The sequence below is a fragment of the Clostridium mobile genome (assembly GCF_018918285.1).
Classification (GTDB): domain Bacteria; phylum Bacillota; class Clostridia; order Clostridiales; family Clostridiaceae; genus Clostridium_AW; species Clostridium_AW mobile.
In genome coordinates this window covers 316222-342921 of sequence record NZ_JAHLQF010000003.1, presented here as the reverse complement: position 1 = coordinate 342921, position 26700 = coordinate 316222, and the positions used below count along the sequence as shown (strand labels likewise).

At 30.2% G+C, this 26700-nt stretch carries 25 protein-coding genes and 1 tRNA gene; 6 read left to right on the top strand and 20 right to left on the bottom strand.

Annotated features, from left to right (window positions below; all coding sequences use genetic code 11):
• Nucleotides 1–12: 12 nt before the first annotated feature.
• The 3 genes from KQI86_RS13345 to KQI86_RS13335 all read right to left on the bottom strand — a co-directional run bounded on the left by KQI86_RS13345 (nt 13) and on the right by KQI86_RS13335 (nt 2858).
• The gene (locus tag KQI86_RS13345) at nt 13–1152 is read right to left on the bottom strand and encodes an acyl-CoA dehydrogenase (RefSeq protein ID WP_216439876.1); all 1140 of its coding nucleotides are present in this window, start codon (nt 1150–1152) and stop codon (nt 13–15) included.
• A gap of 12 nt (nt 1153–1164) precedes the next feature.
• Nucleotides 1165–1944 carry a short-chain-enoyl-CoA hydratase gene (locus tag KQI86_RS13340; RefSeq protein ID WP_216439875.1) on the bottom strand — a complete coding sequence of 260 codons (780 nt, stop codon included), beginning with the start codon at nt 1942–1944 and terminating at the stop codon, nt 1165–1167.
• A 281-nt stretch (nt 1945–2225) separates the two neighbouring features.
• A complete protein-coding gene (locus KQI86_RS13335) occupies nt 2226–2858 on the bottom strand; it encodes a redox-sensing transcriptional repressor Rex (RefSeq protein ID WP_216439874.1) in 633 nt (210 codons plus the stop codon).
• Between the two features lie 215 nt (nt 2859–3073).
• Here KQI86_RS13335 and abc-f point away from each other — a divergent pair, with 215 nt between their 5' ends.
• Nucleotides 3074–4990 (top strand): ribosomal protection-like ABC-F family protein, encoded by a 1917-nt coding sequence (gene abc-f, locus KQI86_RS13330; RefSeq protein WP_216439873.1) that lies wholly within the window; start codon nt 3074–3076, stop codon nt 4988–4990.
• A 136-nt stretch (nt 4991–5126) separates the two neighbouring features.
• Here abc-f and KQI86_RS13325 read toward each other — a convergent pair whose 3' ends face one another.
• From KQI86_RS13325 to tsaD, 4 genes are all read right to left on the bottom strand, one after another.
• Nucleotides 5127–5597 carry a response regulator gene (locus KQI86_RS13325; protein WP_216439872.1) on the bottom strand — a complete coding sequence of 157 codons (471 nt, stop codon included), beginning with the start codon at nt 5595–5597 and terminating at the stop codon, nt 5127–5129.
• A gap of 99 nt (nt 5598–5696) precedes the next feature.
• Nucleotides 5697–6509 (bottom strand): pyrroline-5-carboxylate reductase, encoded by an 813-nt coding sequence (proC, locus tag KQI86_RS13320; protein WP_216439871.1) that lies wholly within the window; start codon nt 6507–6509, stop codon nt 5697–5699.
• 255 nt (nt 6510–6764) lie between these two features.
• Nucleotides 6765–8048 carry a glycoside hydrolase family 18 protein gene (locus KQI86_RS13315; protein WP_216439870.1) on the bottom strand — a complete coding sequence of 428 codons (1284 nt, stop codon included), beginning with the start codon at nt 8046–8048 and terminating at the stop codon, nt 6765–6767.
• A gap of 68 nt (nt 8049–8116) precedes the next feature.
• Nucleotides 8117–9142: a tRNA (adenosine(37)-N6)-threonylcarbamoyltransferase complex transferase subunit TsaD gene (tsaD, locus tag KQI86_RS13310; RefSeq protein WP_216439869.1), complete on the bottom strand. Its 1026-nt coding sequence runs from the start codon at nt 9140–9142 to the stop codon at nt 8117–8119.
• Nucleotides 9143–9276: 134 nt separating this feature from the next.
• On the opposite strand from tsaD, the gene KQI86_RS13305 reads away from it, so the two are divergent.
• On the top strand, nt 9277–9891 hold the full coding sequence (locus KQI86_RS13305) for a RusA family crossover junction endodeoxyribonuclease (RefSeq protein WP_216439868.1): 615 nt from the start codon (nt 9277–9279) through the stop codon (nt 9889–9891).
• A 15-nt stretch (nt 9892–9906) separates the two neighbouring features.
• On the opposite strand, the gene KQI86_RS13300 is transcribed toward KQI86_RS13305, so the two are convergent.
• The 12 genes from KQI86_RS13300 to KQI86_RS13245 all read right to left on the bottom strand — a co-directional run bounded on the left by KQI86_RS13300 (nt 9907) and on the right by KQI86_RS13245 (nt 22271).
• Nucleotides 9907–10278, bottom strand: coding sequence for a DUF1667 domain-containing protein (locus KQI86_RS13300; protein WP_216439867.1), 372 nt, complete (start codon nt 10276–10278; stop codon nt 9907–9909).
• Between the two features lie 4 nt (nt 10279–10282).
• Complete coding sequence (locus tag KQI86_RS13295; RefSeq protein WP_216439866.1) at nt 10283–11548, bottom strand: NAD(P)/FAD-dependent oxidoreductase; 1266 nt, start codon at nt 11546–11548, stop codon at nt 10283–10285.
• A 14-nt stretch (nt 11549–11562) separates the two neighbouring features.
• The gene (locus tag KQI86_RS13290; protein WP_216439865.1) at nt 11563–13005 is read right to left on the bottom strand and encodes an NAD(P)/FAD-dependent oxidoreductase; all 1443 of its coding nucleotides are present in this window, start codon (nt 13003–13005) and stop codon (nt 11563–11565) included.
• A gap of 153 nt (nt 13006–13158) precedes the next feature.
• Nucleotides 13159–14274, bottom strand: coding sequence for a GerAB/ArcD/ProY family transporter (locus KQI86_RS13285; protein ID WP_216439864.1), 1116 nt, complete (start codon nt 14272–14274; stop codon nt 13159–13161).
• Nucleotides 14274–15449 carry a Ger(x)C family spore germination protein gene (locus tag KQI86_RS13280; protein ID WP_216439863.1) on the bottom strand — a complete coding sequence of 392 codons (1176 nt, stop codon included), beginning with the start codon at nt 15447–15449 and terminating at the stop codon, nt 14274–14276. The genes KQI86_RS13285 and KQI86_RS13280 overlap by 1 nt, the downstream gene beginning before the upstream one ends.
• Nucleotides 15442–16998 (bottom strand): spore germination protein, encoded by a 1557-nt coding sequence (locus KQI86_RS13275; protein WP_216439862.1) that lies wholly within the window; start codon nt 16996–16998, stop codon nt 15442–15444. The genes KQI86_RS13280 and KQI86_RS13275 overlap by 8 nt, the downstream gene beginning before the upstream one ends.
• A 95-nt stretch (nt 16999–17093) precedes the next feature.
• The gene (locus KQI86_RS13270; RefSeq protein WP_216439861.1) at nt 17094–18812 is read right to left on the bottom strand and encodes a methyl-accepting chemotaxis protein; all 1719 of its coding nucleotides are present in this window, start codon (nt 18810–18812) and stop codon (nt 17094–17096) included.
• Nucleotides 18813–19172: 360 nt separating this feature from the next.
• Complete coding sequence (locus tag KQI86_RS13265) at nt 19173–20111, bottom strand: DUF4179 domain-containing protein (RefSeq protein ID WP_216439860.1); 939 nt, start codon at nt 20109–20111, stop codon at nt 19173–19175.
• Complete coding sequence (locus KQI86_RS13260; protein ID WP_216439859.1) at nt 20086–20526, bottom strand: sigma-70 family RNA polymerase sigma factor; 441 nt, start codon at nt 20524–20526, stop codon at nt 20086–20088. Before KQI86_RS13260 ends, KQI86_RS13265 begins: the two co-directional genes overlap by 26 nt.
• A 225-nt stretch (nt 20527–20751) precedes the next feature.
• Nucleotides 20752–20827, bottom strand: a tRNA-Trp gene (locus KQI86_RS13255).
• Nucleotides 20828–21006: 179 nt separating this feature from the next.
• The gene (locus tag KQI86_RS13250) at nt 21007–21384 is read right to left on the bottom strand and encodes a zinc ribbon domain-containing protein (RefSeq protein ID WP_216439858.1); all 378 of its coding nucleotides are present in this window, start codon (nt 21382–21384) and stop codon (nt 21007–21009) included.
• Nucleotides 21384–22271 carry a metal ABC transporter substrate-binding protein gene (locus tag KQI86_RS13245; protein WP_216439857.1) on the bottom strand — a complete coding sequence of 296 codons (888 nt, stop codon included), beginning with the start codon at nt 22269–22271 and terminating at the stop codon, nt 21384–21386. Before KQI86_RS13245 ends, KQI86_RS13250 begins: the two co-directional genes overlap by 1 nt.
• A gap of 154 nt (nt 22272–22425) precedes the next feature.
• Between KQI86_RS13245 and KQI86_RS13240 the strand changes: the two genes are divergently transcribed.
• From KQI86_RS13240 to rimI, 4 genes are all read left to right on the top strand, one after another.
• Nucleotides 22426–23670 carry an HD-GYP domain-containing protein gene (locus tag KQI86_RS13240; RefSeq protein ID WP_216439856.1) on the top strand — a complete coding sequence of 415 codons (1245 nt, stop codon included), beginning with the start codon at nt 22426–22428 and terminating at the stop codon, nt 23668–23670.
• A gap of 142 nt (nt 23671–23812) precedes the next feature.
• Nucleotides 23813–24271, top strand: coding sequence for a tRNA (adenosine(37)-N6)-threonylcarbamoyltransferase complex ATPase subunit type 1 TsaE (gene tsaE, locus KQI86_RS13235; protein ID WP_216439855.1), 459 nt, complete (start codon nt 23813–23815; stop codon nt 24269–24271).
• Nucleotides 24268–24969, top strand: coding sequence for a tRNA (adenosine(37)-N6)-threonylcarbamoyltransferase complex dimerization subunit type 1 TsaB (gene tsaB, locus KQI86_RS13230; RefSeq protein WP_216439854.1), 702 nt, complete (start codon nt 24268–24270; stop codon nt 24967–24969). Before tsaE ends, tsaB begins: the two co-directional genes overlap by 4 nt.
• The gene (gene rimI / locus KQI86_RS13225) at nt 24959–25402 is read left to right on the top strand and encodes a ribosomal protein S18-alanine N-acetyltransferase (protein WP_216439853.1); all 444 of its coding nucleotides are present in this window, start codon (nt 24959–24961) and stop codon (nt 25400–25402) included. Before tsaB ends, rimI begins: the two co-directional genes overlap by 11 nt.
• A 91-nt stretch (nt 25403–25493) precedes the next feature.
• On the opposite strand, the gene KQI86_RS13220 is transcribed toward rimI, so the two are convergent.
• Nucleotides 25494–26678: a YgeY family selenium metabolism-linked hydrolase gene (locus KQI86_RS13220; protein ID WP_216439852.1), complete on the bottom strand. Its 1185-nt coding sequence runs from the start codon at nt 26676–26678 to the stop codon at nt 25494–25496.
• Between the last annotated feature and the right edge of the window lie 22 nt (nt 26679–26700).

Below are 26700 nucleotides of genomic sequence, written 5' to 3'. Positions count from 1 at the left end.
CGAACCCTCCTATTATTTAAAGATATTTCCTGATATAACTAATTTTTGAACCTGTGAAGTTCCTTCGTATATTTCAGTTATCTTAGCATCTCTCATCATTCTTTCTACTGGATAATCCTTAGTATATCCATATCCACCAAACATCTGAACAGCCTTAGTTGTTACATCCATAGCAACATTAGCTGCATGTAATTTTGCTCTAGCAGCATCTACTGAATATGGAATTCCATTTTGTTTTTTCCAAGCAGCTTTGTAAACTAAAAGTCTTGCGGATTCTATAGCTACTTCCATATCTGCCATCATCCATGATAATCCTTGGAATTTATATAATTCTTTTCCGAATTGTTTTCTTTCTTTCATGTAGTTTACAGCTTCTTCAAAAGCACCTTCAGCTATTCCTAATGCCTGAGCTGCTATTCCAATTCTTCCTCCGTCAAGAGTTTTCATTGCTATTCCAAATCCTCTTCCTTCTTTTCCAATTAGGTTTTCCTTTGGAACTTTTACATCTTCAAATATAAGTTCAGTTGTTGAAGATCCTCTAATACCTAATTTTTCTTCAACTTTACCTATGGAGAATCCAGGCATTCCTTTTTCAAGTATGAATCCAGTGATTCCTTTTACTCCTTTAGATCTATCTGTCATAGCAAATACTATGAATACATCTGCATATCCACCATTTGTTATGAATATTTTAGTTCCATTTAATAAATAGTGATCTCCCATATCAACTGCAACACTTTGTTGCCCTGCAGCATCAGTACCAGCGTTTGGCTCAGTTAAACCAAATGCTCCAATTTTCTTACCTGCACAAAGATCTGGTAAGTATTTTTGTTTCTGAGCTTCTGTTCCATTTTCGTATATTACTGAAGCACATAAGGAAGTATGAGCTGAAACTATAACTCCTGTAGTACCGCATACTTTTGATAATTCTTCTACTGTCAATGCGTATGCTAATACGTCTCCACCTGCTCCGCCATATTCTTTAGGGAATGGAATTCCCATTATTCCTAACTTACCCATCTTTTCAACATTTTCAATAGGGAATCTTTCTGTTTCATCTACTTCTGCTGCAATTGGTTTTACTTCATTTTCAGCAAATTCTCTAACCATTTGTTTTACAAATTCTTGTTCTCTAGTTAATGCAAAATTCATTACTTTTACCTCCTATCTATTTTTAAAGCACTTATCTCTTTTTTCAACAAATGCTGTCATACCTTCTTTTTGGTCTTCAGTTGAGAAGCATTCACCAAATACTTCTGCCTCATAAGCTATACCTGTATCTATATCACACTGTATTCCTCTATTTATAGCTGCTTTACAAAGTCTCACAGCAATAGGCGCGTTTCCAGCAATTTTCTTTGCCATTTCTTTTGCTTCATCCATAAGTTTTTCTGGTTCAACAATTTTATTTACTAATCCAACTCTTAAAGCTTCTTCAGCACCAATAATTTCCCCTGTAAAAATCAATTGTTTAGCCATTGATGCTCCTACTAATCTTGGTAATCTTTGAGTTCCTCCAAAGCCTGGAGTAATTCCAAGTCCTACTTCTGGTTGTCCAAATTTTGCTTTTTGAGATGCTATTCTTATATCACATGCCATTGATATTTCACATCCTCCACCTAAAGCAAAACCATTTACTGCTGCAATAACAGGTTTTTCTAAAGTTTCAAGTTTTCTAAACACTTTATTTCCAAGTAATCCAAATCTTCTTCCTTGAACAGTATTTAAGTCTTTCATTTCAGTTATATCTGCTCCAGCAACAAAAGCCTTACCAGCTCCTGTAAGTATTACTGCTAATACTTCTTCATCATCTGCTAAGTTATCAATTATAATATCTAACTCTTTTAAAGTTTCTGAATTCAAAGCATTTAATGCATTAGGTCTATTAATGGTAACAACCGCTATATTACCGTCTTTTTCTAATAAAACATTATTAAATTCCATAGTAGGTTTGTCCCCCCTTATTTTCTTCGACCAATTTGTTAATTATATAACAAATTATTTTAAAAAAATATAATAATCTCGCTCGTATATATTATATACTTTAATAGTTTTTTTTTCAATATAAAAGTTTAATTTAGATTTATATTTAACATAAATGTAATAATTTCATAGATTGTTAATACTTAGTTAAAGTTTAAATATAAAAGCTCTCATGATATAAAGCTTTATATCATGAGAGCTTTTATTGATATGTTTTTGACAATTGAATTCTTCTTATCAGGCTATTCTTCATGATTCATTAAATAACTTAATGTCAATAAACTATCACTTAAGTGTACATTTTCTGTATGTGTTCCCTCTGGAACCTGTAAATCTACTGGTGCAAAATTCCATATGCTTTTAACATCATTCTTTGTTAAAATATCACATACTCTTTGAGCACTTCTACTTGGTACACAAATTACTCCAAGATCAATTTCATTATTTTTTAAATATTCCTCTAGTGTATCAATATCCTTTATCTCAATGTCTCTGATTTTGATACCTACAAGCTTTGGATTTATATCAAAAATGGCTTTTAGTTCAAATCCTAGTTTCTCAAAGTAAGTGTAGTTAGCAACAGCCTGCCCTATGTTCCCTGCTCCTAGCACTACCATACTATATTCTCTGTCAAGTCCTAATATTCCACTAATTTGATTATATAGCTCTCTTACGTTATACCCGTATCCCTGTTGCCCAAAATCGCCAAAGCAATTTAAATCCTGTCTTATTTGAGAAGCTGTAAATCCAATTTTTCTGCTTAATTCTTTAGAGGAAATTCTGTCTACATCATTCTTTAGTAGATCAGACAAATATCTATGATATTTGGGTAATCTCTTTATAACAGCCATTGATATGTTCTTATTTTTGTCCATTATCACACCTCTTACGAATTAATTTTAATATCAAGTTTATTTTATCACAATATTGACAATTCTACTACAACATTTCTTTTAATCTGTCATAACAGTTATATATGTTTATTCAATATTATTATACAATAAATGCATTATTATTATATAATAAATACATTAAAACTACAAATTTTATATATAACATAGTACAATAGTAAGGATAAGAGGTGAATAAAATGATTATTTTGAGTTGTAAAGATTTAAACAAGAGTTATGGTATAGATACAATACTAGAAAAGGTTACCTTAGGAGTGAACGAAGGAGACAAAATAGGTCTTATAGGTCCTAATGGTGCTGGAAAATCAACACTACTAAAAATTATATCTGGAATTATTGACTATGATGGCGGAGAGCTTTTTATAGATAAGTCTAAAAAAGTAGGTTATTTATCTCAACACCTTACCTTAGATTCAAATAGCACTATTTATTCTGAAATGCTTTCTGTATTTAGTGAATTAATTTCATTGGAGGAAAAATTAAGAGAGTTAGAAATAAAAATGAATGAACCTTATGATGCTAAAAAGGCTGATTATCATAATAAAATTATTAATGAATATACTGCTACAACAGAATTATATAGTAATAAAAACGGATATGCATACAAAGGGGAAATTTCTCGTGTGCTAAAAGGACTTGGTTTTAGTGAGGATGATTATGATAAGGAAATAAAAATACTTAGTGGTGGACAAAAAACTAGAGTAGCATTATGTAAATTACTACTACTCAATCCAGAAATATTATTGTTAGATGAGCCTACAAATCATCTGGATTTAGATGCTATAGAATGGTTAGAAGAATATCTTAAATCCTATAAGGGTTCCATAATCATTATATCTCACGATAGATACTTCTTAGATTCAGTAACTAACAGAACTATGGAATTATTAAATGGAAAAATAATTTCTTATGATGGCAATTATACAAAATTTATAGAATTTAAGAAAAAGGATTTTGAAGATAAACTAAAAGCTTATAATCTACAACAAGCTGAAATTAAAAGACAAGAAGAGATAATTGAAAGATATAGATCCTTTAATAGAGAAAAAAGTATTAGAGCCGCGGAAAGCCGCCAAAAATCTCTAGATAAAGTAGTAAGAATAGATGCTCCTGATAAAGATCCAACTAGTGCCAAAATAAATTTTACCGCTCAGATCACTAGTGGAAATGATGTTTTATATATGGAGAACCTTAGCAAAAGTTTTGGAGAAAATAATTTATTTAATAATATTCATATGGATGTTAAGAGAGGCGAAAAAGTAGCACTTATAGGAGAAAACGGAAGAGGTAAAACTACTCTATTAAAAATCATAATGGAAAAAGAATCTAAAGATAGTGGGACGATTGTTTTAGGCCGAAATGTTTTTATAGGGTATTACGACCAAGAACAATCAGATTTAAACCCAGAAAAAACAATATTAGATGAGGTTTGGGATGTGTTCCCTAATATGACTACTACAGAGATAAGATCTGCCCTAGCAGCTTTTTTATTCAGAGGAGAAGAAGTTTTTAAAAAAATCTCTACATTAAGCGGCGGTGAAAAGTGTAGAATTAATCTTTTAAAACTTATGCTTTCAGAATCAAATCTATTGCTACTAGACGAGCCTACAAATCACTTAGATATTATGTCTCGTGAAGCTTTAGAAGATGCCATAATAGAATATAATGGTACTGTCATGGTAATCTCTCATGATAGATATTTTTTAAATAAAGTAATCAATAGAATATATGAACTTAAAGAAAATGAAGCCAAAGAATACCTAGGTAACTATAGTTACTATGTTGAGAAGAAGAAAAATCCCTTAAGATATAATTACGAAGAAGAGAGTGAGGGAAAAACAAAAACTCAAATACAACAGGAGAAACGTAAAAAGAGAGAGGCCGAAAAAGCCGAAAAAGAAATTAAACAAAAATTAAAGAATATAGAAGAAGAAATATCTAATAAAGAAAGTTATTTAGTAGAACTTCAAAATGATCTATGCCTAGAAGAAATATATTCTGATCCAATTAAAAGTGAAGAAGTGAATAAAGAAATTCTAAAAATAGAAAAAGAACTAGAAAACTTGTATAGCCAATGGGAGAACTTTATAGAGTAAAGTAATAAATTGATAGTGAATAATTAATAACAGATAGTTAAGTAATAGCTTTTCATAATTAAAATTCTAATAATAAAAGGCTTTGGAAGTACACCCAAAGCCTTTTTTAATTCTAAAAAACTTTTATTTAAAAATTTTAAATATTAATTCCTACTTTTTCATTTTTCAGCTTATTTCCACAGTAAGGGCAAAATGCATATAATTGCTCCCCTATCTTACCTCCGCAGAAAGGGCAAAATAAAAAATCCACTCTATCATTTACTGTAAAAAAGCTCTTTAATATTATATTTAAATCATCTAGTTTCACAGGAGTTTTAATGATGCCATCTACTTTATTATATCTAAAATCCTCAATATTTAAATTGTTACATGAAGATAAAAGACATTTGGTATCTTTTTTCATGTCCTTAATTTTCTTTATTAATAGATCTCCTGAGGTCTCTTTCATAATTAAATTAGCTATAACAATATCAGGAGAATACTTATTAATTTCATAAATAGCAGAATACTCATTAGTAATCTCCACGTCGTATCCTAATTGGATTAGTAAATCCTTTAATATGTAACTTTCGAATTTAGAGTCGTTTACAACCAATATCTTTTTCATTGCTTACCTCACAATAAGTAATTATTGTTAGTATCATTCTATCTTATAACTGGACTATTTTCAATATTAATCCATAAAAGTATATCTACTAAAATATTCTTAGCTATTTTCAGACATTTTAATAGTCTTTTCCGTACACTTTTTCATTGCTTTGATTACTGAACCTCTAAAGTTATTTTTCTCTAAAGAATATACTGCTTCTATTGTAGTTCCCCCTGGTGAGCATACTTTATCTTTTAATGCTCCTGGATGCTCTCCTGTTTCTAATACCATTTTCGCTGCTCCTAAAACAGCTTGTGCTGCCATTTTATAAGCCTTATCTCTAGGAAGGCCGCCTAGCACTCCTCCATCAGCTAAAGCTTCTATAAACATATATACATAAGCTGGAGATGACCCACTTATAGCTGGAACTACATCCATAAGTTTTTCACTTATAACTTCAACCTTTCCAAAGCTTTTAAATATATTAATTACATATGTTGTATCTTCTTCACTACAAAAATCGTTGTGACATAATGCTGTCATTCCCTCTCCAACTAGTGCAGGAGTATTTGGCATAGTTCTTACTATCTTTATATTTTTTCCAAACTTTTTCTCAATAAACTCTATTGTTATCCCCGCTGCTATAGATACAACTACCACATTATCCTTAACCTTATCTTTTATTCCTTCTATAACTACTCCATAAACATTAGGCTTCACAGCTAATATAATTATATCTGAATTTAAAGCAACTTCTCCGTTATCCTTAGTAACATTTATTCCATGTTTTTTCTTCATGTAATTTAGCTTTTCTTCGTCCATATCGCTTACTATAATATTTTTAGATTCAACAATATTTGACTTCACTATTCCTTCCGCTATAGCCTGTGCCATATTGCCACAACCTATAATTCCAATAAATTTACTCATATGTATCCCTCCAATTCCATAAAGGAAGTTAATATATTATTACTATACCACATAAAAAAATTGTCACGCATTAAAAACTATAATTTAAGATAAATATTTTTCAAAGTCTTAGAATAGACCAAATTATTTTCACAGTTCTAAGTTTCTACAGATATGATTTATTGTACCAAACAGAGAGCTAAGTACGCAGTGACGCCACTCCAAAAAAGTCGCTATTTCACCACATACTTAGCTCTTTTATATTTTACAATGTCATCAAACTACTTTATCAATAAAAAACATATCATCTAACACTTGCCAATTCTGTGGAAAAGGTCTTGCTAGTACCCAATAACTTACTCCCCTTAGTCCATATTCACTAACTAGTTTATATTTCGCCTCTACACTTCTAGCATCTTCAAACCATACTACATGTTCTCTGCCTTGTGCATCTATATAGGTGTAATGAGGTGATTGGGCTTCTTCATCATATTGGATTGTAGCTCCATATCTAGCCGCTCTTTCAATAGCTTCTTGATTGCCTATACTTTCAGCAAATTCTCCTCCTGGAGTATAAGGTAATGTCCAATCGTACCCATATAAAGGCATTCCCATCATTATCTTATTAGGAGGAATTACTGATACTGCATAATTAATTACCTTTCTTACTTCGTTTATTGGCGCTACAGCTAAAGGAGGACCACCGGACCAACCCCATTCATAGGTCATAATAATTACAAAATCCACAATTTCACCATGAGCTCTATAGTCATGAGCTCCATGCCATGATCCAGTTAAGGCATCATAAGTCTTCGGTGCTAATGCTGTTGCAACAATATAATTTGGATGCAGTGCAGCTACAAGCTTTCTCAAAAAGTTATTATACTTTTCCCTATCTTCTGGAGGAATTCTTTCAAAATCTACTATTACACCATAATAGCCTTTGCTTTGTATGGTACTTAATATATTGTTTATCAAAGTCTGCTGTAATTGATCGCTATTTAATATATTTCTTATTAATTCAGTATCAAAATTTGCTCCCGCTATATTAGTCACAGATAATAGTGGAGCAACGTCTCCTCCTCTAGCAACTTCTATTATTGTTTCATCTCTTATCGGATTCAATGTACCATCAGCATTTACATTGTAACTAAAAGGGCTTACATAAGTTAAGTAAGGTAACAATGGAGTTAAAATACCTCTTTCTCTTTCTGGTGTACTTGGTTGAATAAACGCATTGACTTCAATGTGACCATAATTTTTTGATTTATCAGGAATTCTTATTATTTGTCCTGGGTAAATTGATGATGGATCTGAAATATTATTTAGCTGAACTATACTCTCTACGGATACGCCAAATTTTCTAGCAATGCTCCATAGAGTATCCCCGGGATTAACCCTATATGCCGTTTCCGTTGAGGGTATAACCAAGGATTGACCTACAACCAAAACAGTATCTTCTCCAATTCCATTAGCATCTAAAATACTTTCAGGGGTTACCCCAAATCTCCTAGAAATAGACCAAACACTGTCTCCAGGTTTTACTACATAAATACTCAATAAATTTACCTTCTTTTAAAATACTACCATAATTATTATATTCAGCTATTTTATTTACGTTCATATTTTTATCTTTGTCCAAGCTTTAAATTCGGAATAGCATTTAAATCTAAAGAAGCAGTTCTGCCTTTAATTAGTTCAAAATATGCTGCACTTCCTATCATAGCTGCATTATCTGTACAAAGTATCAATTCTGGAAATAAAACTTTTATTCCATTTTTATCTCCTTCTTTAACTAAAGTATCTCTAAGGCATGAATTTGCTGCAACTCCTCCAGCTATAGCGATTTTATCTACCTTCTTCGTTTTACAAGCTCTTATTGAATTATCTACGAGGAAATCTACAACTGCCTTTTGGAAAGATGCAGCCACATCTGCTTTATTTATTTCTTCATTTTTCATAGCCTTACCGTTTAAATAGTTTAATACTGCAGACTTTAACCCGCTAAATGAAAAATCTAAAGATGAATTATCATGAAAATTTGCTCTTGGGAATTTTATAGCCTCTGGATTACCTTCCTTAGCTAACTTATCTATCTTAGGTCCTCCAGGATATCCAAGTCCTAAGGCTCTAGCTATCTTATCATAGGCTTCTCCTGCTGCATCATCTCTAGTTTGACCTAAGACTTCAAATTCACCATAATCCTTCATGTAAACAATATTTGTATGCCCTCCTGATACTATAAGACATACAAAAGGAGGTTCTAGGTCTTTATGCTGTATAAAATTTGCGCTTACATGCCCTTCTATGTGGTTTACTCCAACTAGAGGCTTATTTAAGGCGTAAGAAAGTCCCTTAGCATATTGAAGACCTACCAATAAAGCCCCCACTAATCCTGGTCCATAAGTTACTCCAATAGCATCAATATCCTGTAAAGATGTTGATGCTTCATCTAGAGCCTCTTTAACTACAGCTCCAATTACCTCTATATGCTTTCTTGAAGCTACTTCAGGTACTACCCCACCAAACTTTTTATGTATATCTATTTGAGAAGAAATTATATTGGAAAGCACTTCTCTTCCATTAACCACTACAGCAGCTGAAGTTTCATCGCAACTGCTCTCTATAGCAAGTATTTTTATATCCTTATTCATATTATTAACTCCTTTTATTAACTACTTATATTGTTAATTTAATATAACCAATTATACTTTAATAGTTTTTTATTATCAACGTTCTATTGAAAGCATTCCCCAATAGATGATAACATATAATAGGGTGATAAATAATGAAAAATTACGCAAAGGTAATTGTAATGGGTTCTCCAATATCTAAATCAAACTTTAAACTATTCAACTTAAATGGAAGAGCCATACTTCCCTATAATTCTGGAAAATATCATGATAGATACGCACTATACGAAGAAGAAATTGCATACCAAACAAGACTTCAAAACCCTAATACCGTACTAAGCGAATCTTTAATTGCAATACTTAAAGTATATTATAAAAGTCAAAAGAGACATCCTGACACTAATAATATTACTAAAAGTATATTTGATGGCATAGAAAAAAGTGGCCTTATTGTAAATGATGCTCAAATTAGAAGGATAATAATAGAGGAGTATTATGATAAAGAGAATCCTAGGTTCGAATTAGAACTTTTTGGCGAAAGTACTTATTATATTAATTATGAAATACTTAATAAGGAAATTGAAGATAAGCCCATTGAATACTCTCCTCCTAGCAATAAAAAAGGAATGACTGCTAAGGTAAAGACAAGTGTTAATAAGAGTGAATGTAGTTGCAACATATGCGGAAAGGAAGTAAATAATGATCAGCTCTTATCTGCTAATGGCGGAAAAATGAAAATATGCAGGGAGTGTTTGAAAAAACTTTTCTAAACACTCCCTACTCATTTAAGCAATCTTTTCTTTAACATTTCTTGTAGCCACAATATTTACACCTGTAGATGCAGCATTTTGTACTATAATATCACCTATTTTTATAGGCGCTTTAACTTTAATACCTTTAAGAGCTTTTATACATTCTTCTATTTTACTTTTAGGGATGTCACTTTCAGTTTTCACCGGTAGCACATCTATTTCTCCATTCTCTATAAATACAGAACTAGTAACTATTCTTGTAGGATTAGTACACTCTTTTTTTGCATATTCAATGCCTATATTACAGCTATTCCCTGTAACTTTTATCACTTCACTATTTTCTATTTCTACTTTTAAAGGGCAGCCTATAGGACATCCTATGCAGGTTATATTTCTAACTTCCATATAATTATTCCTCCTCCACTTTAAAAGTGATCTGTTTACATTCAGGATATTTTTGGAGCATAGCTTTTGTGATTCTAAACTCCTCCATTTCTCCTGGAGTTAAAATTCTTTTTTTAATCTTTATTTCTTTTTCTTCATCAAAATATACAGATATATATTTTCCTTTATACACATTATCCACTCTAAATCTTACTTGAATAAATTTATCTATATTATTTTTATTTATATAATTTGGGACAGTATATCTTACCCCTTCTGTAGCTATAAGTTTTATAGCATTCTCTTTATTCTTAAATTTTTCTCCCTTGATGTATTTCGCAGCATTCTTTCCTGCCATATGACTTTCCATACTAACATTATCTACTAAGTCATGAACATGCAGTACATTACCACAGGCAAATATTCCTTCTATATTAGTTTCTAAACTTTCATTTACTGACGGACCGTTTGTTACCTTGCATAACTTCACTTCCCCTTTTCTTGAAAGCTCATTTTCCGGTATAAGCCCAACAGATAGAAGCAAAGTATCACAAGGTATATATTCCTCTGTTCCAATTATAGGTTTTCTGTTATCGTCTACTTTGGCTATAGTTACCCCTTCTAATCTATCTCTACCTTTTATATCAATAACTGTATGACTTAATTTTAAAGGTATATCAAAATCATCTAAACATTGAACAATATTTCTTTTTAATCCTCCTGAGTATGGCATTAATTCTATAACCGCTTTAACTTCTGCTCCTTCTAAAGTCATTCTTCTTGCCATTATAAGTCCAATATCACCTGAGCCTAATATTACTACTTCTTTACCAGGCATATATCCTTCAATATTTACAAACTTTTGAGCGGTTCCTGCCGTAAATATACCAGCACACCTACTACCTGGAATATTCAGTGCTCCTCTTGGTCTTTCTCTACATCCCATAGCAAGAATTATAGATTTTGCTTTTATTTCAATGACGCCATCTTCACCATTTACCGCAGTTACGATTTTATCTTTTGATAAGTCAATAACCATAGTATTTAATTTATAAGAAATTCCCATATCCATGATTTCATCAACATATCTTTGAGCATATTCAGGTCCAGTTAACTCTTCTTTAAATTTATGAAGTCCAAATCCATTGTGAATACATTGATTTAATATTCCCCCTAATGTGTTTTCTCTCTCCAATATAATGATATTATCAACACCTTCTTGTTTTGCTGAAATCGCTGCAGCAAGTCCTGCTGGTCCCCCGCCAATGATAACTATATCATATTCAATCATAATTAATCCCTCCACTAATAAATATCATCCTTATTTTTTCCACCGATTAATAGATTAGACTTATTTCCAAACTTTGTTATTTTACCTTTATCTTCACCTAATTCTTTACATAGTATATCTACTATTCTAGAAGTACAAAAACCAGCTTGGCATCTACCCATACCTGCTCTCGTTCTTCTCTTAACGCCATCTAAATCTCTTGCACCTAGTGGTCTTCTTATGGCATCAATTATTTCAGCTTCTGTTACTGTTTCACATCTACATATAATTTTACCATAGGAAGGATTATTTTTAATAAGATTATTTCTTTCTTTATTACTTAAACCTTCAAATTTTATTATTCCCTTTCTTATAGGATTAAAATTTTCATTTTTTTCTGGCGACAACTTATCCTTAATTATTTCTCCTACCATTTCAGCTATAGCCGGAGCACTAGACAATCCTGGTGATTCTATAGAGGCTACATTAATAAAATTAGGAGCGTCTTCTACCTCACCTATTATAAAATCTCCTGTATCTCCCTTTGCTCTTAGTCCTGTGAATGAAGTTATTATTCCACTTAAAGGTATTTCCTTTATACTTAGTTTGCCTTTATCTAAAACATAGTCTAATGCTTCTTTTTTTGTATTTAAATCTTCTTTATCCTCTATATTTTCAGCATCAGGTCCTATTAATAGATTTCCATGTACTGTTGGTGTAACTAATACACCTTTTCCTAGTTCTGTTGGTAACTGAAATAAGGTTTTAGATATTAAATCTCCTGTAGCTTTGTCAAATAAACAGTATTCTCCCTTTCTTGGAGTAATTTTAATTTTCTTTTCACTTACCATATTATTTAAATCGTCAGCAAAAACTCCTGCTGCATTTACTACAATTGCTCCACTTATATCCCCATTATCGGTTATTAATTTATAACCATTCTCTATTTCTATTATATTATTAACCTTTGTATTAAGTTTGAATTCTACTCCATTTATATAGGCATTTTCTGCAAAAGCTATTGTAGCTTCAAAAGGGCAAACTATACCTCCAGTAGGTAGATATAGTGCCGCTACCACTGATTCCGATAAATTAGGTTCTATCTCTAAAGCCTCTTCTCTGTTTAATATACTCATATTTGGAACACCATTTTCAATTCCTCTGTCTCTTAACTCTATTAGCTTATCCATATCTTTCTCGTTAAAACAAAGTACTAAGGAACCATTTCTTTTAAAACTAAAATCAAGCTCCTCTGAAAGTTTTGTGTACATGGAGTTTCCTTTGACATTAAGTTTTGCTTTTAGTGTTCCAGGTATAGGATCTTCACCAGCATGAATTATAGCACTATTTGCTTTAGTAGTACCCATACATACATCATTACACTTTTCTAGAACACAAATCTTTAGTTTATATTTAGATAATTCTCTTGCTATTGAACATCCTGTTATTCCAGCTCCAATAATTACCACATCATACATATTCTTACCTCCTAAAAAATAAAAAAGAGCACAAATATAAGGTATTAAACCTTAAATTTGGCTCTCTTAAACTCCGCCTATACATATTTACTTAGTTTTATTTTATCACTTATACAGTTATATTTCAAGAAAAATTCAATTAAACAGAAGTGTTCATTCACTCTTAACTTCTTTGTTTTTTCCTCTTATAAAATACATTATTAATAGCATTAAAGGAATTACCAATATGAAAATAATGTATATGGGAAATCTTATCTCATAGGACAATATTTTTATAACATATAAAGATTTTTTTAAAGGTGTAAAATTATTTATAATAAATATTAATACTAAAGAAGGAATTATAAGTACTTTTTCATTTTTAAAATTCAGACCATAACATATACTTTTAGAAAGAAAATATACATTTAAAGAAAAATTAATGAACACTCCCATAAGCCAATTAAACACTGCTATAACTTCTATTCTCTCTATAAAATTCAACAAGGATATTTGCTGTACTGTAGCTAAATATGGAAGAGATTGATGCTGTGCTTGCCTAACGCCAAATACAGCAAAGGTTGTAGTTATTATAATTACATAAAACACTGTAATTATAGCAATTGAATATATAAATATCTTATTTATATCCTCAACCTTTTTTAGTTGTGGTACACATAGACTCAATAAAATTCCTTGATAAAAAATAGAAGCTGTACTTAAAGCACCATAATTCATACCCTTAAAGGTTGAGGTTTTTAGTATAGGTAACAATTCTTTAAAATCCATATTTCCTAAGTTTAATAATGTAAAAACTATTACCGACAACAAAGTTATTGGTGCAATTATTTCAGATAATCTACCGTGAATTGATAAACCCTTATATGCTGAGTAACTACAGCAAATTATAGCAACTCCAGTGACAATAAAAAAAGGGGTATCTGGCAAGGTTGAATTACCCAAAAAATATCCTATTAAAGCTAAACTAATAATAGAATTATAAAGAAAAAGTAAGCTTAGCATTAAAGATAATATTTTTCCTCCTATTTTTCCGGTAAGCACTTCTCCAATATCGATAAGAGATAATCCCTTATATCTATTGGAAAGAAACATAATAGGAATATAAATAATTAATATGTAAATAAAAGATAATATTACCATTATCCATATATCTTGATTCCCTGGATAGCTTAATATTATAAATAAATAAGTGTATGCATCAACTAATTTAGATAATACTAAAATCATTATCATCTGATAGGAGGATAGTTTATCATAGGAATCTAACATTATCTTGTCTCCCTTCTCATAAAACTATCGTCTAGCAAAGCTTCCTTTTCTAATTTAACTTTAACGTTTACCTTAACATCCCCATTAGCATACAATTCATTCCATCTATCTTTTACTTTCACCCAATCAGAATAATTATATCTATATGCATATTTATAAAAGTCAAATATATCTGTTTTGAAATCTTCTTGAGACCTTTTAATAGTCTTTTCAATAATCTTCTTTATACTATCTTCAGTTAATTTTTCAATCTTTTCCATAGTGTTGACTTCTCTTAAATTCTCACCGGTCATAATTTCATTCATCATACCTGATACTTCTACATCCACATTAATTCTTAAGCTATCATCTTCAATGAACACAGAATTCTTAGCGTTGGAATCTATAATTTTCACCGTATAGAATTTATACTCTTCCTCTGAAGGGGAAACTATTGCACCACTTTTTATATTGTTTTTTATAAAGTTATATCCCATAGTTTCAATTCCGTCTAAATATCCAGCTAATTTATCTTTTATAAAAATTGCTAATCCCTCTATATTTAAACTATTATAATTCTTACTGCTATTTTTCACATTATTACTTCCTGCACTTATCACTCCTGTAACATAAACTTGTGATCCTTCGCTATAATATTGTTTAACTAAGTCCCTAAGCTTTACAACTGTTGATTTCCCATTGTATTTAGAATTCTTTATTAAATATTCAATGTGATTTGATAGTAGTCTTTCTACTCCCTTAGGTTCTACGAATAGATTTTCAGATTTATCAGCTTTTACTACTAATATGTAACCCCCTAAGTTTACTTCATAGTCTCTATTCCAAAAGTCTAAATATTTTAATATCCCATCCCTGGCCATTTCCTCGCTAAACATAAGTATTTTTGAATGAGAGAAGTATAACTTTCTATCAAATATTAATGTTGTATTTCTTATGGCTTCAAAAACTGTTCTACCCTCTACCTGTGTAAATATTGAGGGCTTACCGTTGCTTTTATCTTTTTTATTAGATGGTTCTATCACTTCAAAGTTAAGTTTAACTTTTTCATCTTTTATATCATGCCCAATCATAGTGACTATTCCATATTCACTTAATTCCATCTTTCCTATACATCCATAGGCTAAAAATATAGTAGAAATAATTAATACTACTATAATTATCTTTTTCCTATTCATTCTTTTTTGTCTCCTCTTCTTTTTCTGCAGTTAAATTATATTTGTCTAGATGTTCAGAGCTTTTCTTCATTTTAAACATAGGAAATCTAAGGATGGAATCTTTAAAGTTTATAAAAGGTGAAAAACTATACATATATGGCACTCCAAAAGATTTTATAGAAAGCATATTGGTAAGCATAATATAAACCCCAGCACTTATACCATATATCCCTAAAGTCCCTCCTAAAATAATAAATATAACTCTATTTGTAGTAATAGGTCCTGTAAGACTGGGAGTTATAAATGCTGCTAATCCTGTAAGTGCTATAACCATGACCATAGGTGCTGATATTAAACCTGCATTAACGCCAGCTTCTCCTAATATTAACGCTCCAACTATGCTAATTGCAGGTCCTATCGCTCTAGGCAACCTAACCCCTGACTCTCTTAAAAGTTCAAAGAAAAAATTCATAAGTAAAGCTTCTATTGCTGCTGGAAAAGGCACTCCTTCTCTTGCTGAAGTCATACTAATTAACAAAACAGTAGGTATCATTTCTTGATGAAATGTCTGTAAAGCTACATAAATTCCTGGTAAAAGAATACTAATGAAAACAGAAATAACTCTTATCATCCTTAAATAGGATGATATTATGGTGTTACCGTAATAATCTTCACTTATTTGTATGTTTTCTACAAAGAGATGGGGTACTGTAAGTACGTGAGGACTTCCATCGCAAAGTATAGCAACCCTACCTTCTAGTATTTTTGCACTGACTACATCTGGTTTTTCAGTGTTTCCCACTGTAGAAAAAGTTGAATAAGGCTTATCTTCTATGAATTGCTCTATATATCCCGATTCTAATATTGCATCTATCTTAATTTTATTAACTCTTTTTTTTACTTCTTCTACTATTTCTTTTTTTACAGTCCCGTTGAGATAGCATATAGCTACTTCAGTTTTTGTTTTTTGTCCAAGTTTAATTTTTTCAACTTTAAGGTTTATATCTTTAATCTTCTTTCTTATAAGGGCTATATTTACATCAATACTTTCTATAAATCCCTCTTTAGGACCTCTTACTACAGTTTCATTATCCGGTTCTTCTACACTTCTACCAAAATTATATTGCGCATTTATACTTAAAGCGGATTTTTCCCCTTCTATGAATAGAACTCCATTGCCGGATAATATCTTTTCTATAGCATCTTCATAGGAAGAAAGTTTTTCTACTTCACATTCCGTAATAATAGAATTCATAACATATTCAATGGCTCTTTTATTTGGAAGTATAATTTCATTACTCATAATAGAGTTTACTAGTTCATTGTCTATAACTTTTCTATCAGCAAGTAATGCTATATAACAAACTAATCCCCTTCTCTTTTCTGATCCCAATATTACTTCTTTATAAATAACATCACTACAATTTTTAAAATCTTCAACTAATTTTTTCTTCACTTCTGCTATAGATTTAGGTATAGATTCACAACTATAATTAGATTTATTACATGTTTCACTATTTATTTTTTTAAGCTTAATATATTTATACACAGTCATTAACTTAGAAAACATATCAATTCACCCATTAGTAGTTTTTTACTATAACTAGTTTTTATACATTAAGTATCAAAATATATAAAGGCGTTTCTTAAAGAAACGCCTGTTAATTATAATTTAAATTTATTTACTAATTGATTTAAACGTTGAGATAATTCTGCTTGATTTTCAGCAGATTCAACTACTTGTTCTATGGACTGAGTGGTTGATGATACATTATTCATTATTTCACTAGAGTTTGAAGATGTAGATTGTGCAGAGGAAGCTATATTTTGTATTACTTTCGTTATTTCATCCACTGTTGAATTTATTTCTTCTGTCATCGCCGCTATGTCCTCTGACATGTCATTAACAAATCTAGCATCCTGCTCATAACTATTACCAGTATCAACTAATAGCTGGTACCCTTCTTTAACATTATTATCAACAAATTCTAATAAGTCTTGAGAATTTATTGATATATTCTTAAATGCATTTTGTACTTTTTCTATTACATCTTTTATGCTTTTTACATTACTTGAGGACTGTTCTGCAAGCTTTCTAATTTCATCTGCTACTACTGCAAACCCTTTTCCCTTTTCACCAGCTCTTGCTGCTTCTATAGCTGCATTAAGTGCTAATAAATTTGTCTGTTCTGCTATCTGCGCTATAGAATCTGCCATAACTTTTATATCTTCTACTACTTTTCCTTCTTCTATAGCTTTTGTTATGTCTTCATATTTGACATCATATATTTTATCCGTTAATTCTTTCGATGATATCCCCTTTATCCTTATACTTTCTGCTCTATTCTTAATATTTAAAGATTGGTTACTTCCATTTACGGCTTTATTAGATAAATCATTTATTCCTGCATTTATCTCTTCTACTGATGCAGAAATTTCTTCAGTTACAGCACTAGCTTCTTGTGTATCCTTTACAATTTCTTTGGTAAAATCATTAATGCTGTTCATTTTCAAACTAATATTTTTAGTTGTATTATACAATTCTTCACTGGCCATGGACATATTATGAGATTCACCTGTAATCTCCATGATTAATGTCTTTATACTATTTCTTGCATTATTTAAAGCATTAGAAAGTTGTCCAAATTCATCTTTAGAGCTAATATTAATTTCATAAGTTAAATCTCCATTACTAATAGCTTCTGCAAAATTTAGCCCTTTATTAATTGAATTAGCTATATATTTTGATATAAATAGCGCTAATATAATCGCTACTAAAATAGTAAATATAATTGATGAATACATTATAATGGTAACATTTTTATATATTAAGGAATTATTTTCATCAGATTTTTGGGCCTGATCCAAGTTCATCTGGATAATTTTATTTAATTCGTTTGCCATATCAGCTCTAAGTGCCATTATATCTGACCAACCTTTTTGAGCATCACTGTATTTATTTTTCTTTACTAACTCTATAGCATTCTCTCTTATATCTCTATATCGCTCTAACTTTTCTTTAAAATTTCCCCAATTCTCTTTTTCCCAATCCATTAAATTGCCTTTTTCATACTGGTTTATTAGTCTAGTATTTTCTTCTTTTAACTTTTCGATATTGCTTATTTTTTCTTCCTTACTTTTACTATCCCCATCATTCATAAATATTAAATCTTGAAGTTCTCCACGTAAATTTAATAAGTTAGTATTAAGAGAATATAAATAATCTACACTCTTTAAATTAATATTATACATGTCATAGGAGTTATTATTGACTTTTCTTATACTGGAAATTCCTACACCACCTATAAAGATAATGGTAACTACTAAAATAAAATAGGATAACAATAATTTGGTCCGGATTTTTAATTTTTTTAATACATTCATATTTTCAGCTCCTTTTTTAAATTTTTTCCATAACTTACTTTCATTAATTTAATATAATTAAATATTTTTCTACAAATTTCAACAAAATATTTATAAATATATTTTACCACGTTTATGTTTTATTGTATATATATGTAATATAAAAATATTCCAACTAACTGAGTATAGCCTTCTTTTATCCAAATAAAAAATCTCCTGGTACTTCTTTCTAATACCAGGAGATTTTTGTTTGTCAAAATTCACTTTTAAGTATTTCTTTTACATCATGTATATATAAATCTTCAAACTCTCTATAGTATATTTGCTAAATTGTGTTAGAACTTAAATATATTGGCCTCATTAATAACATTACTTATATTATTATCTAATATTTATTGTTATACTTTCCGTATCTCCAAAGCTAAGTATCAAACTATCAGTATCATCAGGAATTCCCTTGAACCTTTGACCTACCATTATCTTACCATTATTTTCCTCAGTCGTAGTTGATATAGTATCTATAAGAACTCCCTTATCTGTTATAAGCGTAACTCTTTCCTCTCTCAAACTTATTGGCAGTTCTACTTCTATGAATGTATTAAGCTTGCTTAATGTTACCTTTTTTATAGAAATATTATTGTTTCTTATAGAAGGAGTTATTACCTTTACTCCATCACCGTTTAATTCAACAGGGACAGAGAATTTCCAATTTCCACGAATAATACTGTTGTCTTCTACGCTATTTAATGGGATTGCGCCAATCTTTATATTTAATGTAAAATTTTCAGGTACTTTTGTTTTTAGGTCTGTAAATAAATATGTTTCTACTCCTATAAAAGTATTCTCATCTATAAATTTTCCTTCAAGTCCTGCTATGCCTCCTGTATCTAAATTACCTTTGTGGAAACTGGTTCTTGCATAGTTATCATTTAATAATAATTGAGAGTCATTAGTATTGATAAATGGTTTCTTGCTTTTTACGATAAAAGATACATAGACCCCATACTCATCACAAATGACATCTTGTAATGTTAAACTAACTCCGTTTTTAGTGGTTGTTTTGTTTATAAGTTCAGTTCCTTGACTACCTCCTCGTAATCCAACAAGTTCCTTTATTTCTTTAAATACATTGCCCCCAAATTCAAAAGCTTCAGCAGCTACGCATAATGAAGTAATCCCAATAGTAAAAACTAAACAAATTGATGCCGCTGTAGCAAGTATCCTTCTATGCACAGCTTTATTATTCTTGTATTCTTCGCCTTTTTTGATGGCATTTGCAGTTAATAAATCTATGTTATCTGGAAGTTTTATGTTTGCCACCCAAATTATCTATGGCGTTATATAGGTCAATGCTGGATATTGTATCTATAGTGTCATGGCAATTTGTTAGATATTCATTATCATCCATAAGAACCACTTTACTACTTTTTCGAAACTTGTCATTAATGTTATTGATTAAAATTTTCGTTATCCAAGTCTTAAAATATTCAGGCTTTTTTAGCTTATGAATGCTTATAAATGCTTTATAAATTGTTTCCTGATATATATCTGACGCGTCATGTTGATTTTTCACGTATAAGTAAGCTGTTTTATAAAGGTACTCTTTATATATTTCTATGAGAGATACAAAATCTTCCTTATTGCCTTTTATAGCACTTTTCACTATATTCTCTTCTGAGGTTTTTTTGCTATTAATTTCCATATCTCTTATTTCACTGATGTCAGCGTTCTCCATTCTTTATCTCCTTTCATACAAACAACCTGGATTGTCTTTGAATTCACACATTAGACGGGCAACATTGCTTAAAAGTTGCACCTGTTTTCACCATTTTAAAAATGATAATCATACTAATAAAAGAAATAAAAAAGTAGCCAGTGCCGCAATTGGCAAAGCTACTTAATAAAAATGTTTAAAAATAAAAAATCCAGCAGAACTATTAATTCTACTGGATTTTCGTTTTGGCAGGGGCACGAGGACTTGAACCCGGAACCAACGGTTTTGGAGACCGCTACTCTACCAATTGAGCTATACCCCTATATTCATCAGCACTTTACAACTTTTTAGAATTTCTGCTGTAACGACTACTGACAAGGGTTATTATATTATAAAAAAGCCATGCTGTCAAGGGATTTTTTGCTACTGTTTACTACTATGCAACAAGTAAATAATAATAGTTATATCTCTTTCATCATTAATCACTAACAAACATTATACTTAGTCAACTTTTCTACCGCAATGGGGACAAAACTGAAAGGATCTGTCTATAACTCCACCGCAATAATTACATACGTTACCACTTCTACTATTAACATATAACTCTTTTAAATTAAAATCATCAATGGTTACTTCTTTGCCACTCTCTATAAGCTCCCCCATGTCCTGTGGGACTTCAAATATAGAATTGCAGCATCGTGAAATTACATAATATTTTTTATTAAACTTAGCTAAAGGTATAAAAAAGAAATGAAAAACAGTGTATACTTTAATCAATTCATATGTAGACATACGCTCACAGCTCTTACATATTATATTTTGAATGTGTTTGATACTTTTTTTCTTTTCCTCAATACCCATTATTCCAAAAAAGAACATTATTGGTTACCCCCATTTGATAAAACTGCTTTATTTAAGCTATTAACATTATATTTTACTATATCAATGTAACGAGCATCTTCTTTGTGTATTAAAATCTTTATAGGTACCATATTATATTTTTTTATATTTTCCTCTGCCTTTTTTAGTTCACTTTCGTTGTAGTAAAAAAACAATCTATTTTTATTAGTATTGTCATCTTTAATTTCTTCCGTTAACCCCTTACCTTTAGGTATCTTAATTCCTTTTATATTGCAATACTTCAAAAAATATTCTAAATCTTCTTCTGAGTAATATACCTCAGCTTCTTTTAAATTTGCAGATAGTTCTTTTATTTTTTTCTCGTATTCTTCCAATTCCTTTACCATATTATCGAAGTTTTTCTCATAAAATTCTCTATTTTTAGGATCTTTATCTTGTATTGAGTTTTTTATATTTAAAAGAGCTATTTTATAATTATCAATATTCATCCAATAGTAAGGATTCTCTTTAAAAATATATTTTTTATATTTAACATTATCACTATATGAAAGTATATTTATTCCTCTTGAAAGATTTATTATTCCTAATTTACCTTTACTTAATTTATTTACAAAATCACTGGCCCAAGGTTCTAATCCTCCACCATTGTATATAAACAAATCATATTTACTTATATTATTTATTGCATCTTGTGAAAAAACATAATTTAATTCTTCTTCTCTATTTTTAAACATAAAATCAACAAAATGTTTATCTCCAACTATATCTTTAGTCATGAAATATAATAATTTATCTGTAGTCATTATATTTAATACAACATCGCTACCTTTACTTACTTTTAAATTTATTTCAATATCTTCATTTATTTTCTCACAGCCAGATAATAAAAGGATAAAAATTAACATAATAATTATATATTTAATTTTTTTCAATTTTTTCCACCTCACAAATTGAATCTACATATATTTTACATAAGTAATATGTCCAATGCAAATTAATGTTTATTCTTACCATTTTATATGGTAAAATTATCTTGAATATAGTTTTGTGAGGTACCCTATGGAAATTAGCTTAAATAAAGTAATTCGTGCCATATCCATTGCCTTAGATTTATCTCAAATGAGTTCAGTTGATGGTACAAATATAATAGAAGAAGTAACTAATATAAATTATTCTAAACATAAATTTATGAATCATTCACTTAGAACATGCTATATAGCTATAGAAATTGGAAAAGAATTAAATATACCACAGGATAAACTCCAAGCTGTTTATATCTCTTCACTTTTACACGATATAGGTGCCACTAACTTCTTCAACGTTAGCCACTATTCAAATGATTTTATTTATGAACATTCTATAATAGGTAGTAGTTTAACAAAGGAATTTCCTTTGTTTAATAATTTATCTGATATTATACTTTATCATCACGAAAATTACGATGGATCTGGGCCATTAAAGCTAAGTGGAGAAAATATCCCCTTTGAAAGCCAAATAATTAGAATATCAGATTTAATTGAACTTCTTTTCAATGAAACTCAACCCTCCTTAGTTCAAAAGGACAGAATAGTACAGTGGATTAAGGAAAATAACAATAGAGTATATCCTTCTAACATTACAGAAGCTTTTTTAAGATGTTCTAGAAAGGATATATTTTGGTTTAACTTAGAGAATTTAAATTCTATGAATTTTATTTTAGATAATGTAGCTCCAAAGATAAATCATAATTTAACTCTATACGAATTTGAAAAAGTAGCTTATATTTTTTCTGATATAATAGATAAAAAAGATGACCATACAGCCTCTCATTCTCTTAACATAGGTGAATTAGCTTATAATGTATCTAAACATCTTAAATACGACGAGGAAAAATGCATAAAAATGAAAATTGCAGGTTTGCTCCACGATATAGGAAAACTTGCCATCCCTATAAAAATATTAAATAAAAATTCTGGATTAACAAATGATGAATTCAATATTATTAAATCTCATGTTTATTATTCTAAAATTATTTTAGATAGAATTGAAGATATTCCCGATATAAGCGATTGGGCAAGCAATCATCACGAAAAGTTAGATGGTACTGGATATCCTAGAGGTTTAAAGTCCCATGAATTAAGTGAGGAATCTAGAATTATGGCAATTTGCGATATATATCAAGCTTTAACAGAGGACAGGCCTTATAAAAAAGGCTTCACTCATGAAAAAACCTTTAGAATAATGAATGATATGGCTGATAAATATTTAATATGTTATAAAGCTTTAGGCTATTTAAAAGAAACAATTGGATATAATGATTTATAATAGAGAAAGGTAACTTTAATGCTACCTTTTCTTTTTTCGTTTTATTGGTTAAAATATGTTTATAAAGCGAAATTTAATATAAATGCCTTTATGGGTATCTATTATATTTGAAATAAAACTATACTAGAAAGCAGGTTAATATATGGAATTTTTTGTTGATGATCTTGATAAGACTTTGTATATAGGTGAGCAAATAGGAAGACTTTGCAGCCCAGGCGACATTATATGCCTTATAGGAGATTTAGGGACGGGTAAAACCCATATGACAAAAGGTATTGCTAAAGGCTTGAATATAGAGGATTATATAACAAGCCCTACCTTCAATATAGTAAATGAATATACTTCTGGAAGAATAAAATTATTTCATTTCGATGTATATAGGGTAAATGATCCGGATGAAATTGCTGCCATTGGATTTGATGAATATATATTTTCTGATGGAGTAAGTATTATTGAGTGGGCAAATTATATAGATGAGCTTATACCAAGAGAACATATATCTATACTAATTGAAAAAATCCCTGAACAAAGCGAATACCGTAAGATAACAATAGATTACTATGGAGATAGATATAAATACATAAAGGAGATAAAACTATGAAAATATTAAGTTTAGATTCTGCAACAGAATGCGCTACATGTGCTATATTAGACGAAAATAAGCTATTAGGAGAGGTTGTTTTTAATTATAAAAAACAACATTCTATTATTTTAATGCCTATGATAGATTATCTTTTAAAAAACTTAAATCTTACCATTCAAGATATAGATGGTTTTGTAGTATCTAAAGGTCCTGGATCTTTTACAGGTCTTAGGATAGGTGCAGCTACTATAAAAGGATTAAGTGAAGGTACAGGAAAGCCCTTTGTTTCAGTTTCTTCTTTAGATGGGCTTGCATTTAACTTAGCTTATACCGATGGTATCATATGCCCTATTTTAGATGCATTAAGAGATAATGTTTATACATGTTTATACAGATTTAACGATGGTGTTTTAGAATGCCTTATAGATTATTCTGCAATATCTATAGAAGAATTAATCTCTATTTTAAACACTTATGATGAAAAAATTACCTTCATTGGAGATTGCACTGAAAAGTTTAAAGATAAGTTAAATACTTCTCTTAAAAACATCTATTTTGCCCCTTCTTCCTTAAATGTAGTAAAGGCCTCCTCTTTAGGAGATATCGGATTAAATCTTATTAAATCTGATATAAGTGAAGATATACATACCTTTGCTCCTATATACTTGAGAAAATCTCAAGCAGAAAGAGAGTATGAAAATAAAAATGGACTTTAAATTTTCTATTGCTAATATGGGCCATATAGATGATATATGCGAAATTAATGATTTATCCTTTTCAGTACCTTGGAGCAGAATGTCTGTAGAAAATGAAATCGTTAATGAAAATTCTTTATATTTAGTAGTATTAAAAGATGATAAAGTTATAGGTTATGCCGGGATATGGGTTATTCTAGATGAGGGTCATATAACCAATATTGCCGTTCATCCTAATTATAGGAGTATAGGTATAGCTTCTGCATTATTAGAAGAATTAATAGAACAATGTAAAAGTCATGCAGTACATAGCATGACCTTAGAAGTTAGAAAATCTAATATAATTGCTCAAAAGCTTTATGAAAAATTTGATTTTGTCAATGAAGGTGTTAGAAAAAATTACTATAGCGATAATAGAGAAGATGCCATAATCATGTGGAAATATAATATATAAGTATATAAAAAATAAGGTACTGAGGTTTTAAATCCTTAGTACCTTATTGAACGTGTCCTTATTTATATATAATCAATTTATACTGTAAATTTTACTTTAATAAAGCTTTGCTTATAGCCTCGTATCCTTTAGTAGCTTTTACTAACTGTTCTATTTCAATATGCTCATCTATTGTATGAGCTAAATTTTCTTTAGATGGTCCAAATCCTATTGTCTTTATCCCTGCTTCTCCTGCGTAGTGGCTTCCATTTGTACAGAAGGAGTAGTAAGTTACTATAGGATTTAATCCTGATTCTATTAATGAATCATAGGAATTTTTAACAAAATCATCTTCTTTTGAGTATCTCCATGCCGGGAAAAATCTTTCATCAGAAATTATTTCTCCTGTATAGCATTTCTCTGTTCCCTTAGCGTAGAAAGCCTTAGCATCGAATTCTGCATCTTCTTTTTTCATTTCTTCAATTAAATCTAATACTGGCTTTAATACTCCTTCTTTACTTTCTCCAACCAAAAGTCTTCTGTCATAAGTTATCTTACAGTAATCTGGTACTACTGAAGCTCCTGGATATGGTGAGGATTTTATATCAACTAATTCTAATATTCCATGTCCTAATTCTTCATCATAGGTCATTTCCATTTCTCTTACTCTGTTAATTAATTTTGATGCTTTGTATACTGCGTTAATTCCTTTTTGCGGGTTTGCTGAGTGAGCTGGTTTTCCATAAGTTTCAACGACTATTTCTGCTCTACCTCTTTGTCCTATTTTTAAGTTACATTCTGAAGCCTCTCCAATTACAACATAATCAGGTTTTACTCTCTCACTGATTTTTCTTGCTGCAACTCCTTCGAAGCATTCTTCGTGAACAACTCCAGCTACGTATACTTCTCCTGCAAAATTTCTTCCTGTAGCTTCTGCAAAGTTTGCCGCACCACAAATCATAGCTGCTAGGGCACCTTTCATGTCAGAAGCCCCTCTTCCGTATACCTTTCCATCTTTCACTTCTCCAGCAAATGGTTCCACTGTCCACTTCGATGGATCTGAAACTTCTACTGTATCTATATGAGCATCAAATAATACTTTTTTACCTGGCTTATTTCCTTTTATGCATCCAACTATGTTTCCATATTCATCTACATAAAAGCTATCAAAACCTAATTCATTGAATATTTTCTTTAGTTTTTCTACAACTTCTCCTTCTCCACCAGAGTAACTTTTAGATTGTATAAGCTCTTGACATATTTTAATTACCTTTTCTTGTTTCTCAACTGTTAACATTTTAAAGTCCCCTTTCAAAATT